The following is a 17,239-nucleotide window of genomic DNA, read 5'->3' on the forward strand; positions in this document are numbered from 1 at the left end:
ATCGAAACCGCGGGCAAACCAAGGCTTCGATACGCGGCCTCGTCCCTCGCACCCCCGCGGGTTGAGTAGGCGAGCGTTAGCGCGAGCCGTATCGAAACCGCGGGCAAACCAAGGCTTCGATACGCGGCCTCGTCCCTCGCACCCCCGCGGGTTGAGTAGGCGAGCGTTAGCGCGAGCCGTATCGAAACCCCTGCCCAACGGCCTCGTAAGCCTACCGGTGGGTACCGGCGAGGTCTTCCAAGATCTTGATCACGAAAGCATCCGTGGGCATTGCACGTTCGGCGGCGAGGGTTCCCAACCGTCCGCTCAAGTCGGCCGGCAACGCGACCACCAATCCAGCGTGGGAGCTCGGGCTGCTCTCGTCGCGCAGGAATCTGCTGATCACCGGCACAACGATGGTGCCCAGTACATCGAGGATCGCAACCGTGCCCAGCACCCGCGCGTAAATCTCGGTGCCGATGTCGCCGTCCGTCGCGATGAGGGCGATGATCATCCCGGCCAGGACGGTGATCAAGCCGACGGTGATCCACAGAGTCGTGCGAACGACCGGGCGGCGGCGCTCTCCGAGCAGCAGCAGTAGATTGGCGTGTGCCAGGCTGGCGGCCAGCACGGTGGCAACACCGAAGGACTTCCAGAACGCCTCGCTCGGTTCCGCATCCGACCAGACCAGGTACAGCCCCATCACCAGGCCGACGCTGCCCGCGAGGATGCCGACGTATCCGCACCATTCGAAGCGGCGACCGGCCACCGCGAGATCTGCCAATGCCAGCACGCCGAAGGTTCCAATGACTAGCGTCGTCAGCATTATCCGACCCTGCACGTCGCCGAAATTCCCGCCGAGCAGAGTCGCGATGCCGATCAGCGCCGTGACCGACAACGACACGATGATGCAGATGACGGCGACGCGACGAATCGCACGCAGCCGTTCGCCGGCGATGCCCAACGCGCTAGGCGGACTTCTCGTGCCGGACTTGCTTGCGCGGCACGATCGTCGGCGCTGCGTTCTCGAGCACTGCCTTCTTGGTCACGATGACTCTGGCGACATCCTTGGTAGACGGCACCTCGAACATGATCGGCCCGAGCACCTCTTCCATGATGGCCCGGAGGCCGCGGGCGCCGGTCTGGCGCAGCACCGCGAGATCGGCGATGGCTTCCAGTGCCGCGTTCTCGAACTCGAGCGCCACACCATCGATGTCGAACATCCGCTGATATTGGCGCACCAGGGCGTTCTTTGGCTTGGTGAGGATGTCCATCAACGCCGCCTGGTCCAGCGGGGTCACGGTGGCCACCACCGGCAGGCGACCGATGAACTCGGGGATGAGACCGAACTTGTGCAGGTCTTCTGGCAGCACCTCACCGAACAGGTTGATGTCGTCGCCCTTGCTGTGCAGCGGCGCCCCGAAGCCGATGCCCTTCTTGCCGGCACGCTGCGAGATGATCTCCTCAAGACCGGCGAAGGCGCCCGCGACGATGAACAACACATTCGTCGTGTCGATCTGGATGAACTCCTGATGCGGATGCTTGCGTCCGCCCTGCGGCGGCACCGACGCGACGGTGCCCTCGAGGATCTTCAGCAGCGCCTGCTGCACACCCTCCCCCGACACATCCCGGGTGATCGATGGGTTCTCGGCCTTGCGGGCGATCTTGTCGATCTCGTCGATGTAGATGATGCCGGTTTCGGCCTTCTTCACATCAAAGTCCGCGGCCTGGATGAGTTTCAACAGGATGTTCTCGACATCCTCGCCGACGTAGCCGGCCTCGGTGAGGGCCGTGGCATCCGCCACCGCGAACGGCACATTGAGACGCTTGGCGAGGGTTTGGGCGAGGTAGGTCTTGCCGCATCCGGTCGGCCCGATGAGGAGGATGTTGGACTTGGCGATCTCGACGTCGTCGATGACGGCGTCCGCCGAGGTGATGGTGTTGCGGGCGCGGATGCGCTTGTAGTGGTTGTAGACGGCCACCGACAGGGCGCGCTTGGCGGGCTCCTGCCCGATCACGTACTCCTCGAGGAAGGCGAAAATCTCCTTCGGCTTGGGCAGTTCGAACTCGCCGGAGGCCTCTTCGCCGGCCTCCGCCAGGCGCTCTTCGATGATCTCGTTGCACAGCTCGACGCACTCATCGCAAATGTAGACGCCGGGGCCGGCGATGAGCTGCTGCACCTGCTTCTGACTTTTGCCACAGAAAGAGCATTTGAGCAGATCGGCGCTCTCACCTATACGAGCCATGCCCGCCTCCTCCTGGGTTGGTCGTTCCGCACATCTTTGTAGTGTCGAGCCTAACCTGATGCGGTGACACTGCGATGCACGCGGTCCAAATGAGACGCGGCGCGCCGCAAGCGGCAACCTAGACTTGACGGGAATCACAACGACAGGGCAACTCGGACACGGGAGCGCGGATGGGTACGAGGTGGGCGAGATTCGCCCGCGGATGGCTCGCGGCCGTGGTTTCCACCGCCGTCGCCGCGGCCTCGCATACCTTCGCCGGCGGCCCGCCGAGCTGGCTCGCGATCGTGCTGTCACTGGTCTTTGCCGGAATGCTCTGTGTCGGACTCGCCGGAAAGCGGCTGTCACCGTTACGCCTGGCGGCCTCCGTTGTCGGCAGTCAACTGCTCTTCCACCAGTTGTTCGCCTCAATCGGCGGCTCCGGATGGGCTCCGGCCGCCCATGTTCACGGCGCCGAAATCACCGGTGCCCTGGGCCTGACCGTGCCGACAGGATCGTCACAGCTGGTCTCGGCAGCTGATGCGACGTGGATGCTCGCAGCGCACGCCGCGGCTGCCGCGGTGACGTTCCTGCTGCTGTGCTACGGCGAGCGTTCGTTCTGGTCGGTGACAGCCGGTGCCCGCGCACTGCTGCGTGTCCTGTTCCCGCGCGAACTGCAGCCGGTGCCGCTCGATGCCGCTCGACCGCCGAAGAACCTTTCCCGCGTTCTGGTCCTCTCGCCCAAGGCGAAGCTGTCGGTGCTGCGGTATCGCGGGCCGCCGGCCGGGTCTGCGCGCGCGTTCGCTTAGCTCCTACGAGCTGGACCGGCGGGCGCCGGCGCCTGAACACTTTCTTTTCCGCCGATGTCGGCACAACTTTTACGAAAGAACTCTATGCACACGCACCATAAGACCAAAGCCTCTCTCGCCCTCGCTGCGGGTATCCTGCTCGCCCTGGGCGCTCCGCTCGCTGCAAGCGCCCACGTGACCGTCTCGCCCGGTTCGGCAACCGCCGGCTCGTACGCCCTGCTCACGGTGAAGGTTCCGAACGAGTCCGCGACCGCGGCCACCAGCAAGATCGAACTCTCCCTCCCCGAAGACACACCCTTTGCCAGCGTCAGCTACGTTCCGGTGCCCGGCTGGTCGGCCAAACTGGTCCGCAGCACGCTGCCCGCCCCGGCGACGGTGAACGGAGCGCAGATCACCGAAGCGGTGACGAGCGTGACCTGGACAGCGGAACCCGGCCACGAGATCACCGCCGGCCAATTGCAGACGTTCCAACTCTCGGTAGGCCCGGTGCCCGACACCGACGTCATCGCCCTTCCAGTCGTGCAGACCTACACCGATGGGACCGTGGTGAACTGGAGCGACTCGGGTTCCGGGGCGGAGCATCCCGCGCCGGCGCTCACCGTGGGCAACGCGCCCGCCGCATCCGGAACCAGTTCGTCGGCCGCCCCGGTCGTGGCGGTCTCCGCCGACGACACCGGCAGCGGTTCGTCGGACGTGCTGGCCAGAGGCCTGGGCCTCGGCGGACTCGTCCTCGGCGCGATCGCACTGGTTCTCGCCATCGCACGGCGTAGAACGTCGCAATCATGAGCCGGTTGTTCAGAGCCGTGGCGCTCGGTGCCCTGGTGGTGGCGGCCGGTGTGTTCGCCGTCGCCGCCCCGGTCCAGGCACACAACTACGTCGTGTCCACGATCCCCACCTCCGGCGAGGTGCTCACGCAGCTGCCCGAGCAGTTCTCTGTCACGACGAACGATAACCTGCTCAACCTGGGTGGGAAGGGCAACGGCTTCGTACTGCAGATTCGCGACGCGGGCGGCGTCTACTACGGGGACGGCTGCGTATCGGTGCAGGGGGCAACCATGTCCGCGAATGCTGCGCTGGGCGAACCGGGCAACTACACCATCGCGTGGCAGCTGATTTCCACCGACGGTCACACGGTGTCCGACACGATTCCGTTCACCTGGCAGCCGGATGCGACTCAGGCGGCACCGAGCGCAGGCTCGGCGACTCCTCCCGACTGTCACGGCACCCACTCGGCCGCCACGAGCACGTCGAAGCAGCAGCCCAGCGCGCCGCCGCGGGACTCAGCGGTGCCGCTGGGAAACGTGCTCTGGATCGGCGGGGCGATTCTTCTGGTCGGCCTCGCTGCGGGCGTCACCCTGCTGGTGGTGACCCGCCGCAGGAAGGTCTGAGCTGGACTCCCTTCGAGCCCTTCGAGACGCTCGCAGAGCTCGCTCCTCAGGGACCAACGGTCGCCACAGCGACCTCCTCAGGGACCAACGGTCGCCAGAGCGACCTCCCCAGGGAACGTTCCCTGAGTAAGGCGCGCCAGCGCCGCATCGAAGGGAGTGCGAGGAACGAGCCCGCGTCTCGAAGGGGCCTTACTTGACGAGCGCCGGCAGGTTCTTCCGGCTGGTCAGCACCTGGTCGATCAGGCCGTACTCGAGCGCCTCGGCGGCGTCCAGAATGTTGTCCCGGTCGATGTCCTTGTTGACCTGCTCGACACTGCGGTTCGAGTGATGCGAGATCGTCTCCTCGAGCCAGGTGCGCATCCGGAGGATCTCGCGGGCCTGGATCTCGATGTCCGACGCCTGGCCGCGGCCCGAGTCGCCGGTGGCCGGCTGATGGATCAGGATGCGCGCGTTCGGCAGTGCGAGCCGCTTGCCCGGGGAGCCTGCGGCAAGCAGCACGGCGGCCGCCGACGCGGCTTGCCCGAGGCAGACCGTCTGGATCTGCGGACGGATGTACTGCATCGTGTCGTAGATCGCCGTCATCGCGGTGAACGAGCCACCGGGCGAGTTGATGTACATCACGATGTCGCGGTCCGGGTCCTGGCTTTCCAGCACGAGCAGCTGGGCCATGACGTCATCCGCTGACGCGTCGTCGATCTGCACGCCGAGGAAGACGATGCGGTCCTCGAACAGCTTCGCGTACGGGTCCTGCCGCTTGTATCCGTAGGCGGTGCGCTCTTCGAAGCTCGGCAGGATGTAACGGGACTCCGCCGATGGGGCGGCGAGACCGGACGGCTGCCCGGTGAACATCGACGCTTGGGGGGTGGTGAATTCCATGATGAGTGCCTGTCCCTACTTCTTTGCCGTGTCGTCGTCGGTTCCGCCGCCACCGATGACATCCGTGGCGAACTCCCGGAGATGGTCGACGAAACCGTACTCCAGCGCTTCCTGCGCGGTGAACCAGTTGTCCCGGTCGCCGTCCTTGATGATCTGATCGACGCTCTTGCCGGTCTGCGCCGCCGTGAGCTCCGCCATCCGCTTTTTCATGTCGAGGATGAGTTTCGCCTGGGTCTGGATGTCCGCCGACGTGCCGCCGAATCCGCCGGACGGCTGGTGCAGCAGCACGCGCGCGTTCGGGGTGATGTAGCGCTTGCCCTTCGTGCCGGAAGACAACAGGAATTGTCCCATCGAGGCGGCCATGCCGATGCCGACGGTGACGATGTCGTTCGGGACGAACTTCATGGTGTCGTAGATGGCCATGCCCGCGGTGATCGAACCGCCGGGCGAGTTGATGTACAGGTAGATGTCGCGGTCCGAGTCCTCGGCAGCCAGAAGCAGAATCTTGGCGCAAATCTCGTTGGCGTTGTCATCGCGCACCTCTGACCCCAGCCAGATGATGCGGTCCTTGAGGAGTTGGTCGAAGATACTGCTGACCAATGCCGGTTGGGCCATGTGTCGCGCTCCATTTCAGTTGTCGCTTACGCAAACGAATCTATAGGAGGTAACGCGCCCGATTGGCTCTGTTCGCCGTGGGCAGAGTGCCGAGCAGGAGCGGCGGTCAGGCGAAGGTCGCGTCCAGGGCTGCGCTCAGGTCTTCGATCAGGTCGTCGACGTCCTCCAGGCCCACCGAGAACCGCAGGTGACCCCACTTCTTGAACTCATCCGGGTACGCGGCGACCCGTGGCCCGGTGGTGCCGACGTGCACGATGAGCGACTCGTCGTGACCGAGGGAGACAGCGGAGGTGATCACGCGCAGGTTCGCGACGAACCGGTTGTGCGCATCCGAGTCGCCCTTGATCGCGAACGCCATCATCCCGCCGAAGCCGTGCGGCATGGTCCGCACCGCCAACTCGTGCTGCGGATGCGACGCCAGGCCGGGGTAGGCCACGAACGCGACCCGCGGGTCGGCCTCGAGGAACTCGGCGATCGTCTGCGCGCTCGCGCAGTGCTGACGCATTCGCAGCGGCAGGGTGATGGCACCCCGGTTGATCAGCCACGCGTTGAACGGACTGATCACCCCGCCGACGTCCACCATGGCGTCGTTCTTGATCCGCCGGATCAGCTCGGCCGAGCCGACCACCCCGCCGCCCATCGCGTCGCCGTGCCCGTTGATGTACTTGGTCAGCGAGTGCACGACGAGGTCGACGCCCAGCTCCAACGGCCGGATCAGCAGCGGCGTCGCGAAGGTCGTATCCACCGAAACGAGCGCGCCGACCTCGTGGGCCAGGGCGGCGACGGCCTCAAGGTCGGTGATCCGGGTGGTCGGATTCGCGGGGGTCTCGGTGTGCAGGATGCGCGTGGTGGGCCGCAGCGCCGCCTTCACGGCAACCAAGTCGCTGGTGTCCACGAACGTGACCTCGACGCCGTACCGCTCGGGCAGCAGTTCGGTGAACAGCCGGAACACCGCCTCATAGCTCACGTCCGAGATGACGACGTGGTCGCCGGCGCGCAGGAACGTGAAAAACACCGAGTGCAACGCGGCCACGCCGCTGGCCAAGGCGACGGCGGCCTCGCCGTGTTCGAGCACGGCGAGTTTCTCCTCGAGGGCGAGCTGGTTCACGCCGCTGTTGCGGGTGTACAGCGGGATCTCGGTGCCCGACCAGCTGATCTCGCTGGGGTCGTCCGGCAGCGCGTACGAGTTGGCGAACACCAGCGGGGTGCGCACCGCCTTGGTTCCGGGGTCGATCGAGTTGCCGGCGTGCACCGCCTGGGTCAGCAGCCGGAGATGATTCGGGTCGTGTTTGTCTGGGCGCGCGCTCATGCATCCCAAACTAGAACCGGATGCGCCGGGGGGCTCTCAGGTTACGGCTTGTGTTACGCGCCTGACGCGTGTCGAGTGACTCGGGACTACTTCTCGTCCGGCTCCGCGGCATCCGTGTCAGCGCCATCCGTGCCTTCGGTCTCGTCCTGGGCGGTAGTGGCGGTGTCCAGCGGCACGTCGATGTACTCGGTGCCACCAGTGCTCGACGGCTCGCTGGATGCGGTAAAAGCCGACAGGTCGACGGGGTTGCCCTCGGTGTCCACCACCGTCGCCTTGCCCAGCACCGTGGCCAGTGCCTTGCCGCGGGCCACTTCGCCGACCATTCCGGGGATCTGCCCGTTCTCGTCGAGTACCTTGATGAATTCGCCGGGCTCCATGTTGTACTGAGCGGCGCCCTGCACGAGGTACTGGGTGAGTTCTTCCTGGCTGACCTTGACCTGCTCCGATTCGACGATCGCATCCAGCAGAATCTGGCTGCGGAACGTCTTCTCGCTGGCGATGGCGACCTCGGCGCGGTGCTCGTCGTCGTCAAGACGCTGCTCGTTCTCAAGGTGACGGTGCACCTCGTCTTCGACCAGCTGCTGCGGAACCGGGATCTCGACCGATTCGAGCAGCTTGTCCACGATCTGGTCGCGCGCCTGCGCGCCCTGTCCGAACACCTTGGAGCGGGTGATCTGGTCGCGGATGTCCGCCTTCAGCTCCTCGATCGTGTCGAACTGGCTGGCGATCTGTGCGAAGTCGTCATTGGCCTCTGGCAGCTCGCGCTCCTTCACCGCCAGCATCTTCACCGTGATCTGGGCGGTTTCGCCCTCGTTCTCACCGCCGAGCAGCTTGGATTCGAACACGGCGCTCTCGCCGGCGCTCAGTGAGTCCAGTGCCTCGTCGATGCCCTCGATGAGCTCCCCTGAGCCGATCTCGTAGGAGATCGCGTTGGCGGTGTCGACTTCGCGGTCGTCGATGGTCGCGACAAGGTCGATTTGAGCGAAGTCGCCGGTCTTCGCCGGGCGATCCACGGTAATCAGTGTGCCGAAGCGGGACTGCAGATTCTTCAGTTCGGCCTCGACGTCTTCGTCGGTGACCTCGATGCTGTCCACGGTGAGCTGCAGACCGTCCAGCGGCGGCATGGTGAACTCGGGGCGCACGTCGACCTCCACGGTGACCGTGAGGTCGCCGCTGAAGTCTTTGATGCTCGGCAACTCCGTGATGTCCGCCTCGGGGCGACCGAGCGGGCGGATGCTGTTCTCATCGACCGCCTGGCGGTAGAACTTGTCGAGTCCGTCGCTCACCGCGTGGTTGAGCACCTCGGCCCGGCCGACGCGCTGGTCGACAATGGGCGGCGGTACCTTGCCTTTGCGGAAACCGGGGACGTTGATCGACTCGGCGATATGCCCGTAGGCGTGGTCGATGCTGGGCTTCAGCTCTTCCGGCGTCACGGCGATGGTCAGTTTGACGCGGGTCGGGCTGAGCTTGTCGACGGTGGTCTTCACGATCTCGTTCTCCTGTTTTTCAGCGTTTGCAACTTACAATTTCGGGGTCTTGTCGGGGCGACAGGATTTGAACCTGCGGCCTCCCGCTCCCAAAGCGGGCGCTCTACCAAGCTGAGCTACGCCCCGGATTTCCTGCGGACAGCCTCCCAACGGACGGCGTCCGGAGCCTGTAGAAATTGGCCCCGGCAAGTCTAGCCGAGTTGATCCGGTCTCATCGCGCGCCGTCCCACCGCCCTACCCCCTCAATCGGGGGTATCCGGCGCGGTAAATCCCCCTGTGCGAGGGATGGAGTCTGCTGCGGCTGACCTGGACACTTTGGTGAGACAGAAGGAGCGCCAATGCGCATCCGGGCACCCGAAGCCATGATCGCCACTGCGATGGTTCTTCTGTTGTCCCTGTTTGCGGCGCCTCAGGCAGTCGCAACCGAGTCGGCAGCAACGACCGCGGACATCGCCCCAGCAGTCATTTCACCGGCGCCCGCCGCGTATACGAACGATTCCACACCCGCATTCGTCGGCGTCGGCACCGGCGTGTTGGCCCGGGTGAGTGCCGCGGAAGTGAGTCGGCCGCTGTGCGTCACACGGGTATCCAAGTCCCGATTCAGTTGCGTGAGCATCGCCTTGAAGGATGGGTCGTACTCGGTTGCGGTGACCGTCGAACCAGGCCCGCCACACCACTCGGTGGTCCAAACGCTCACCATCGACACGGTCGCCCCCGCTGCCCCACGGATCACCTCGCCAGGTTCACCGGGCGGGAACGGGATCAACGAGGCCACCTCGAGCGACCCGCGGCCGAGGATTTCCGGTTCCGGAGAGCCAGACGCAGTGGTCACGCTGTTCGACGGCACGCACGCTATCACCGGCGCGCACGGGCCCACCGTGTCGCCGTCCGGCACCTGGTCCTTCACTCCGACCGGCCCGTTGTCCCCCGGCGTGCACACGATCAGCAGCATTCAGACCGACCGGGCAGGCAACGTCTCTGCCGGCGGGCCGGCCACCCCGCAGTTGCGGCTCACGATCGGGACGGTCCCGCCGGCGGTCGTCCCGCCAGCCACGGCACCGTCACAGAATCAGCCGGCCACCGCCTCGCCGCACGTGGCGCCCGCGGTCACGACAACGCGTCCCGCCGCCAACCACGATGTCTCAGGACTGATCTTCCACGCGGGTCCTCCGATCAGCGCGGCACCGTTGCCGCAGTTGCCCACCCTGGCCTTGCCTGAAGTGCAAGACCGTCAGATCAGCACCCGGAACACACCGCGATCGGCACCTCCGGCACCATCGACTCCGTCGACACCCGGCCAGAGCGCCGTGGTGAACCGGGACGATTTCGGAGCTCCGTCGGCGTTGACGAATGCGCTGCGGACGCTGCAGCAGGTGTTGAGCAGTCCGGCTGTCCTCGTGACCGCTGCGGGGTCGGGCGCGGCACTGCTGCTGTTCGTGGCGTTCCCGGCGGAGTTGCTGAACGCGACGCTGGCCACGCAATACGAGCGGCTCTTCGGACGGTTGCGCACGCTCAGACTGCGCTGGCTGCAACGATTGCGAACCAAATTGGCCAACACGCCGTTCGTCAGTGGCGCGGCGATGATCGCCTTCTCGGCGCTTGCCTTCGGATTCGTCGATCCGAATTTCGGATTCGACATCACGTCCTTGCGGTTGGTGTTGGCCCTGGGCATCGCCTTGTTCATCGTCGGTTATCTGTCCAATGCGATAACGAGCTGGATCGTCCGCGAGAAGTGGCACATCGGGGCGTCGTTGGATGCAAAGCCACTCGCGCTCATCTTGACCGTCATCGGGGTGCTGCTGTCCCGTCTGATGGGGTTCTCGCCTGGATTCCTGATCGGGCTGATCCTCGGCATCTCCCTCACCAGTGCCGCGAGCGCGGTGCAGCGCTCGCGCATGGTGATGCTGCACACCGGCATCATCCTGACACTCGGCATCACCTCGTGGGTGGGTTACAGCGTCCTCATCGCCGGCACCGACGGCCAGCCAGACAGCTTCCTTCGCGCCCTGGCAATCGACACTCTGGCCGCGGTGACCGCTGAGGGAGTCACCGCGCTGCTGGTCGGACTGTTGCCCTTCCGATTTCTGGAGGGGGAGGAACTGTTCGCGACTTCGAAGCCCCGGTGGGCAGCGACCTATCTAGTGGTCCTGGTCGTGTTCTGCCTGATCGTCCTCCCCGATGCGGCGAACTGGGAGAAGTTGGGCGCGTCGCTGTGGACGTGGCTCGCCGTCCTGGTCGGCTTCACCCTGGTGTCCCTCACGATCTACCTGTACTTCCGCTATCGCACGTCTCGGGACGCATCCGAACATCCGAGCGCAGAACGCACCCCACAAGTCCCGATTGCACAAACCACGTCAACCGAAGCAGGAGACCAATCCGCATGAGCATTTCCGAGGCACCCGCCGCCGACAGCGTCGACGACCTGGCAAAATACCTGGCCAAGCGCGTCGCGGGACGCATTGCAACGCCCGCCGACAGCGACTGGGACAAGGTACGCGCGGCGTGGAACCTGTCGGTCGACCAGCGCCCCGCAATGGTGGCACTGCCGGAGAGCAGCACCGATGTGGCCGCCGTCCTCGACTTCGCCAGCGGTGCCGGACTGCGCGTCGCACCCCAGGGCACCGGCCATAACGCGTCCCCGCTCGGTGACCTTTCGACAACAATCCTGCTGCGCACCGACCGGATGCGGGAGCTGACCGTCGACCCTGTCGCCCGCTCGGTCAGGGTGGGAGCGGGCGTGTCCTGGTCGGAGGTCACCGAAGCACTCGCCCGGCACGGACTTGTCGGCCGCGCCGGATCCTCCGGCAGTGTCGGCGTCGCCGGATACAGTCTCGGCGGCGGGTACAGCTGGCTGGCTCGTCGACACGGCCTGGCCGTGAATTCGGTCACGGCCGTGGACCTGGTTACCGGCGACGGAGTTCTCCACCGCACCGATGCGCTCACCGAGCCCGAGTTGTTTTGGGCGGTGCGCGGCGGCGGTGCCAACGTCGGCATCGTCTGTGCGCTGGAGTTCACAGCCCTCGCTGTGACTCAGGTGTACGGAGGTGCGCTGCTGTTCCCGATCGAACGCGCCGCCGAGGTGCTCGCCGCATACGCAGAGTGGACCAGGGAGCTGGACGAGTCGGCAACGACGTGCGTGCGCCTGTTACGCCTTCCCCCGATGCCCGAGCTGCCCGAGCCGTTACGCGGCAAGTCGTTCGTCGCGATCGACGGGGCGATCGAGGCGGGCGCAGAGCCTGCGGGCTTGACGGATTGGGCCGAGCGACTGCTCGCACCACTGCGCGCCCTCGGGCCGGTGATGGACACTTTCGCCGTGATGCCCGCCGCCGCCCTCGGGCAGATCCACATGGACCCGCCGGATCCCACCCCGGCACGCGGCGACGGAATGATCCTCGAGGACCTGACCCCCGACGCGATCGCGGTGCTCCTGGCGCTCGTCGGCCCTGGAGTCGACTCCCCGCTTCTGGCGGTGGACTTGCGCCACCTCGGTGGCTCCGTCGGCCGGCCCGACCCCACCGGGGGCGCGGTGAACCACTTGCCCGGTCGATTCCTCCTCTACGCCGTCGGCATCACTCCCACAGCTGACTCGATCCACGGCGTCGAGGAGCACGTCGCGGCCCTCCGCGACGCGTTAGCCCCCTGGCAGGCGGATCGCGACTATCTCAACTTCCGCGACACCGCGGCGCCCGCGCATCGGTTCTACGACCAGCGGACCATCCGGCAGCTGCTTGAGGTGCGGAACCATCACGACCCGGACGGTCTGATCCGCAGCAATCACCCGGTGGAGGCAGTCTGAGGTTCCGGCCGCCGGCTGACTACCGGTATTGCCCGGTGAAAAGCCGGGCCACAAGCTCACCGCGACTGGCTACGCCGACCTTGGTGAAGAGGGACTTGATGTGGTCGCGCACGGTGAAGACCGACAGGCTCAACTCCGCGGCGATGCCGGAGGTCGAGATGCCGCGGGCAAGCAGGCGGCTCACCTCCTGCTCCCGCCGGGACAGGCCGTAAGCCGACACAACGATCGATTCCATCTCTGCGGACGTGGCGCCCGCGATGACCACGACCGTGGTGGCCTGCGCGACGTCGGCGGCCCGGAGGGTGCTCGCATCCACCACTGCCCACTGGCCGGAACGCAACCGCACCCGCAATCGTGCGGGCCCGCGTTGGTAGCCTCGGGCGACGGCGTGAGAGTACGCCAGTACGGCACGCACCGGGCTGGGAAGCGACTCGGGACCGCCTGGCACGTTGGGCATCTCCCGCAGCCAGCTCGCGGCGGCGTCATTAGACGATTCCAAGGTGCTGTCTGCGGTAAAAACCAGTACGCCGGGAGTGGCTGGGGCCGGCGTCGCCCCGCTCGGAGCATTCATCACCCTGGCTCGCAACAAGGTGGCGAGCGGCTCCAGTAGATTGGCGACGAAGTCCACCTCGGCATCGGAGAAGGGATTCTCGTCCCTGCCGCGCACTAACTCGATCAGGCCCCATGCGGTTCCCGAGGCTCGCATCACGGCTCGGAGCTCATCGCCATAGCCAAGGCTTGCAATAGCTTCTCGGAATCGTGAACTGCGGGCCAACAGGCCGGCGGTCTCCCCGTGCAAGGTCCCCACCGGCCGCTCCCGGGTAGCCAAATCGCGGAAGAGCAGCCGGTCCTCCACCGAGAACTCGCGCTCCCAATATCCCACGCCCTGATTGAAATCGACGTTGACGAGATGGATCGGCCAGGTCGGAAGAATGATCCCGGGGTCGGTTACCGACCAGCCGCTGGCGGCACTCGGAACAAAACGCGACACCGCGGCGCTGAGGGCGATCAGCATGGTGGAGGCATCCGTCGACCGCTCGGCGGCCGCGATCACGCCAGCGTGATGCCGACGCAATGCGCTAGCAGTCATTTCTGCGAGTCGGGGCGGATGAATCACACTTGAATGATGTCACTGGAGTCGCTTCGATGGTTACGCGGGAGCAGATTCTGCTGCGGATGCTGACGCACCGACGGCCGCCAGTCAGGTACAGTATTCATCGGCAGTCAGTCACCGGTCCGCGAGGGCAGAGCTGACGACGTCCGGGGATGTAGCTCAGTGGTAGAGCCTCAGTCTTCCAAACTGATTACGCGAGTTCGATTCTCGTCATCCCCTCCACCGCACAGCCCCATCCGGTTGACCCGTGTTCTGGGGAGGGACACAGCGAATATTCAGGATCTATAGTGCGGTCGTGCACTGGGAGACTGGGGAATCCGCATGTGTGACGCACCGACAAATCTTGCACCCGCCGGTTGGTACGCCGACACGAGCGACGCCGGGCAGGAGCGATGGTGGGACGGGAGCAGATGGACCGACCGCGTGCGACCGACGCCGCTCACGCCCGAGACCGCGACTGACACCTCGGATGCCGCCCTTCCGACGGACAACGGCACCCCGGTACAGCGCTACCGGCTCACCTACACGCCGCCGGACGACTCTCCCCGGACGAACACCCCGGCCACGCTCAGCCTCATCTTCGGCATCATCTCTCTGATCGTGAACCCCCTCCTCTTGGTCGGGATCGCGGCGCTCATCCTGGGCATCGTCGGCCTGCGCCGCGCCGGGAACTTCATCCCGCCGGTCGGCCACGGCAAAGCCATGGCAGGCGTCGTACTCTCCATCATCGGCACCCTGGTCAACGTGATCCTGATCATCGTTGTCGTCAGCGCGCTCATCGGCTCGGGCGCCTTCCAGTCCGGCCACCGCAACAGCTCGAGCGCGGTCTGGCAGGACCAGGGTGAAGTCCAGCAGCTAATTTCAACCGGAATCCACGAGCAGACCGGCGCGAAAGTCGACGCAGTCCAGTGCGCCGTGCCTGCTGCTCCCACTGCCGGCACCTCCTTCGACTGCATCGCCAGGATTGCCGACGCCCCGGACCTGCGTATCCTCGTTCGAGTCCAAGACAACGAAGGCCGTTTCGTCTGGCAGGTCACGGGGAAGGAACCCGAAGCCTCAGCCGGCGCCTAGACCGACCGCCCAATTGAGGGATGCGCCGCGCATCGCGCGTCGGTTTGCGTACGCCCTATGCACCTGGCTCACCCGGGCGCACACTGGCGTCATGCCCGAGGAGGCGCGAATCCCGCCTCGCAACGTCGACGAGGTTCCGGTCGGCGTGCGTGCGCAATTGCTCGCCACGGAGCACTGGAGTCTGCTCGCCTCCCGAAGCACTACGCAAGGCGAGGTGCTCACCCGCATCAGCATGTTCCTCACCCTCACCTCGGCCGGACTGGTGAGCCTGGCCCTGGTCGGTCAGGCCACCGATTTCAGCGGCGCATTCCCGACGTTCGCCATCGCGGTGCTGGGCATTGTGCTGCTGGTCGGTTTCCTCACTCAGCTGCGAGTGGCGAACGTGTCCATGGAGGATCTCGCCTACGTTCTGGCCATGAACCGTCTTCGAGCGGCCTACGCGGAACTCGACCCGGGAATTGCGCCATACCTGATGACCTCGCGATATGACGACTTCTCCGGGTCACGGCAGACCTACTATTTTCTGGGACCCAGCGGCGTGAGCCACCTGGCGGGTAGCAGCATGGTCTTCAGCATGGCGGTCAATGCCGCTTTGTTGGGTGTTCTGTGCGCCGGAATCAGCAGCAACCTCGCGGCACCCACGTTGGTCGCCATCGGCATCGGCGGCGTCTGCGGCATCGTCTATTTTGCGATCTCGCTGTGGTACGGCGCGCGGAGGTACTTCCGGTTCTGGAAGACCTACAGTCCGCAGTTCCCGACGCCGCAAGCCTCTTAGCAGCGAATCACCCGCATCCGCCTTCGAACGACGAGGATGGAAGCGCAGGCAGTTCAAGCCGTGGAGGTTTCCCATGCTGACGCACACCGTCGTGAATCAGGCGCCCCGCCGGGTGGAGGTCAACGAATTCTCCACCAACATTCCGCTCGTGGAAGCGGTGCGCCACTACGACGCGGGCTGGGCCCTCGGCAACCTCGAACAGATCGGCGCCCAGGTCGGCACCGAGGACTTCCAGGCCTGCGCCGAAACCGCGAACACCAACGTGCCGACCCTGGCCACTCACGACCGGTACGGGAACCGCATCGACGAGGTGCACTACGACGACGCCTACCACCGGATCATCGCCCAGGCCGTGGCGCACGGCGTGCACACCAGCGCGTGGGCCGACCCGAAACCCGGCGCGAACGTGGCCAGGGCCGCCGGATTCATGCTGTTCGCCCAGATTGAGCCGGGCCACGCCTGCCCGATCTCGATGACGCACTCCGCGGTGCCGGTGTTGCGGCTGCAGCCGGAACTCACCGAAGCCTGGCTGCCGCGGCTCTACTCCCGCGACTATGACGGCGAACTGCGACCAGACAAGCCCGGCGCCCTGATCGGCATGGCGATGACCGAGAAGCAGGGCGGCTCGGATGTGCGTGCCAACACCACCCGCGCGGTGCGCCGGTCGGGCGACGACTTTCTGCTCACCGGGCACAAGTGGTTCTGCTCCGCCCCGATGTCCGACGCGTTCCTGGTGCTGGCGCAGGTCGCGACAGCCGCGGGCGAGAACGCGCTGTCCTGCTTTCTGGTGCCGCGCGTGCTGCCAGACGGCATCCGGAACGTGTTCCGCATCCAACGACTCAAGAACAAACTCGGCAACCGGTCCAACGCGTCGTGCGAGGTCGAATTCGCCGACACCGTCGGGCACCTCATCGGCGACGTGGGCGCGGGCGTGCGCACCATCATCGAGATGGTCGCCCGCACCCGGCTCGACTGCGTCTACGGCTCGGCCGCCGGGATGCGGCAGGGGGTCGCCGAGGCCCTCTGGCACGCCCGGCACCGCAGTGCCTTCGGCGCGCGACTGGTGGACCAGCCGGCGATGACCGCGGTGTTGGCCGACCTGGCCCTGGAATCGGAGGCCGCCACGGCCACGGCGATGCGCCTCGCTCGTGCGCACGACGACGACGCTCCAGGGCAGGAGAAGAGCTTCCGTCGCCTCGCCACGGCCGTGGCCAAATACTGGATCTGCAAACGCGGGCCCCAACACGCCTACGAATCGATGGAGTGCCTGGGCGGCAACGGCTTCATCGAAGACTTCCCCCTGGCCCGCCGCTACCGGGAGCAACCGGTGATGGCGATCTGGGAAGGATCGGGCAACGTCATCGCACTGGACGTGCTGCGGGCGATGCGCCGCGAACCTGACAGTGTGCAGGCGTTCTTCCACGAGGTCTCATTGGCCGCCGGCGCGCACCCGCTGCTCGACGCGCACATCGCCGCAACGTCGAAGCTCGCCAGCGACATCGGCCAGACGGATGCGGCAGCGGCGCAGTCGAACGCCCGGCGGCTCGTGGAGTCGATGGCGCTGGCGCTGGAAGCGTCGCTGCTGGCGCGTCAGGCTCCGACCGCGGTGTCGGAGGCATTTGTTGCCGCCCGGCTGGGCGACGACCGCCGCCACGAGTACGGGTCGCTGCTGGCGGGCACCGACACCGCCGCCATCCTGGCACGGCACTAAGCGCCGGGAACCGCCGCGTGGGGTGTGCACAAATCACCCACGCCGTGCCCGACCGCCGCTAACCTGAACTGACAATCGTTCAGGGAG

15 protein-coding genes and 2 tRNA genes are annotated in these 17,239 nt (G+C 66.1%); 9 read left to right on the forward strand and 8 right to left on the reverse strand.

What is annotated here, in order from left to right; all coding sequences use genetic code 11:
• Positions 1–211 precede the first annotated feature (211 nt).
• Both ABFX56_RS02835 and clpX read right to left on the reverse strand, forming a co-directional pair.
• A complete protein-coding gene (locus ABFX56_RS02835; RefSeq protein ID WP_346231766.1) occupies positions 212–943 on the reverse strand; it encodes a hypothetical protein in 732 nt (243 codons plus the stop codon).
• A gap of 4 nt (positions 944–947) precedes the next feature.
• On the reverse strand, positions 948–2,225 hold the full coding sequence (clpX, locus tag ABFX56_RS02840; RefSeq protein WP_346231767.1) for an ATP-dependent Clp protease ATP-binding subunit ClpX: 1,278 nt from the start codon (positions 2,223–2,225) through the stop codon (positions 948–950).
• A gap of 170 nt (positions 2,226–2,395) precedes the next feature.
• On the opposite strand from clpX, the gene ABFX56_RS02845 reads away from it, so the two are divergent.
• The 3 genes from ABFX56_RS02845 to ABFX56_RS02855 all read left to right on the forward strand — a co-directional run bounded on the left by ABFX56_RS02845 (position 2,396) and on the right by ABFX56_RS02855 (position 4,398).
• Positions 2,396–3,010, forward strand: a complete 615-nt coding sequence (locus tag ABFX56_RS02845; protein WP_346231768.1) for a hypothetical protein — start codon at positions 2,396–2,398, stop codon at positions 3,008–3,010.
• An 84-nt stretch (positions 3,011–3,094) separates the two neighbouring features.
• Positions 3,095–3,796, forward strand: a complete 702-nt coding sequence (locus ABFX56_RS02850) for a YcnI family copper-binding membrane protein (RefSeq protein WP_346231769.1) — start codon at positions 3,095–3,097, stop codon at positions 3,794–3,796.
• Entirely contained in the window at positions 3,793–4,398 is a 606-nt protein-coding gene (locus ABFX56_RS02855; protein WP_346231770.1) for a copper resistance CopC family protein, read from the forward strand. The genes ABFX56_RS02850 and ABFX56_RS02855 overlap by 4 nt, the downstream gene beginning before the upstream one ends.
• A gap of 189 nt (positions 4,399–4,587) precedes the next feature.
• Here the strand turns inward: ABFX56_RS02855 and ABFX56_RS02860 are convergent, their stop codons facing one another.
• The 5 genes from ABFX56_RS02860 to ABFX56_RS02880 form a co-directional block, all read right to left on the reverse strand.
• Positions 4,588–5,247 carry an ATP-dependent Clp protease proteolytic subunit gene (locus tag ABFX56_RS02860; RefSeq protein WP_346233127.1) on the reverse strand — a complete coding sequence of 220 codons (660 nt, stop codon included), beginning with the start codon at positions 5,245–5,247 and terminating at the stop codon, positions 4,588–4,590.
• Positions 5,248–5,289: 42 nt separating this feature from the next.
• Positions 5,290–5,889 carry an ATP-dependent Clp protease proteolytic subunit gene (locus ABFX56_RS02865; protein WP_346231771.1) on the reverse strand — a complete coding sequence of 200 codons (600 nt, stop codon included), beginning with the start codon at positions 5,887–5,889 and terminating at the stop codon, positions 5,290–5,292.
• 106 nt (positions 5,890–5,995) lie between these two features.
• On the reverse strand, positions 5,996–7,198 hold the full coding sequence (locus ABFX56_RS02870; protein WP_346231772.1) for a trans-sulfuration enzyme family protein: 1,203 nt from the start codon (positions 7,196–7,198) through the stop codon (positions 5,996–5,998).
• Between the two features lie 86 nt (positions 7,199–7,284).
• Positions 7,285–8,685 (reverse strand): trigger factor, encoded by a 1,401-nt coding sequence (tig, locus tag ABFX56_RS02875; protein ID WP_346231773.1) that lies wholly within the window; start codon positions 8,683–8,685, stop codon positions 7,285–7,287.
• Positions 8,686–8,737: 52 nt separating this feature from the next.
• A tRNA-Pro gene (locus ABFX56_RS02880) sits at positions 8,738–8,811 on the reverse strand.
• Between the two features lie 212 nt (positions 8,812–9,023).
• Here ABFX56_RS02880 and ABFX56_RS02885 point away from each other — a divergent pair.
• Both ABFX56_RS02885 and ABFX56_RS02890 read left to right on the forward strand, forming a co-directional pair.
• Positions 9,024–11,069: an Ig-like domain-containing protein gene (locus ABFX56_RS02885; protein ID WP_346231774.1), complete on the forward strand. Its 2,046-nt coding sequence runs from the start codon at positions 9,024–9,026 to the stop codon at positions 11,067–11,069.
• Complete coding sequence (locus ABFX56_RS02890) at positions 11,066–12,481, forward strand: FAD-binding oxidoreductase (RefSeq protein WP_346231775.1); 1,416 nt, start codon at positions 11,066–11,068, stop codon at positions 12,479–12,481. The genes ABFX56_RS02885 and ABFX56_RS02890 overlap by 4 nt, the downstream gene beginning before the upstream one ends.
• Before the next feature lie 19 nt (positions 12,482–12,500).
• Here the strand turns inward: ABFX56_RS02890 and ABFX56_RS02895 are convergent, their stop codons facing one another.
• Positions 12,501–13,571: a response regulator transcription factor gene (locus tag ABFX56_RS02895; protein ID WP_346231776.1), complete on the reverse strand. Its 1,071-nt coding sequence runs from the start codon at positions 13,569–13,571 to the stop codon at positions 12,501–12,503.
• 172 nt (positions 13,572–13,743) lie between these two features.
• Here ABFX56_RS02895 and ABFX56_RS02900 point away from each other — a divergent pair.
• From ABFX56_RS02900 to ABFX56_RS02915, 4 genes are all read left to right on the forward strand, one after another.
• A tRNA-Gly gene (locus tag ABFX56_RS02900) sits at positions 13,744–13,817 on the forward strand.
• Positions 13,818–13,916: 99 nt separating this feature from the next.
• Positions 13,917–14,666: a DUF2510 domain-containing protein gene (locus tag ABFX56_RS02905; protein WP_346231777.1), complete on the forward strand. Its 750-nt coding sequence runs from the start codon at positions 13,917–13,919 to the stop codon at positions 14,664–14,666.
• Between the two features lie 91 nt (positions 14,667–14,757).
• Positions 14,758–15,441 (forward strand): hypothetical protein, encoded by a 684-nt coding sequence (locus tag ABFX56_RS02910; RefSeq protein WP_346231778.1) that lies wholly within the window; start codon positions 14,758–14,760, stop codon positions 15,439–15,441.
• Between the two features lie 73 nt (positions 15,442–15,514).
• On the forward strand, positions 15,515–17,152 hold the full coding sequence (locus tag ABFX56_RS02915) for an acyl-CoA dehydrogenase family protein (RefSeq protein WP_346231779.1): 1,638 nt from the start codon (positions 15,515–15,517) through the stop codon (positions 17,150–17,152).
• Positions 17,153–17,239 lie beyond the last annotated feature (87 nt).

Origin of the sequence: Parafrigoribacterium mesophilum (assembly GCF_039652555.1) — a bacterium.
GTDB classification, from domain to species: Bacteria; Actinomycetota; Actinomycetes; order Actinomycetales; family Microbacteriaceae; genus Parafrigoribacterium; species Parafrigoribacterium mesophilum.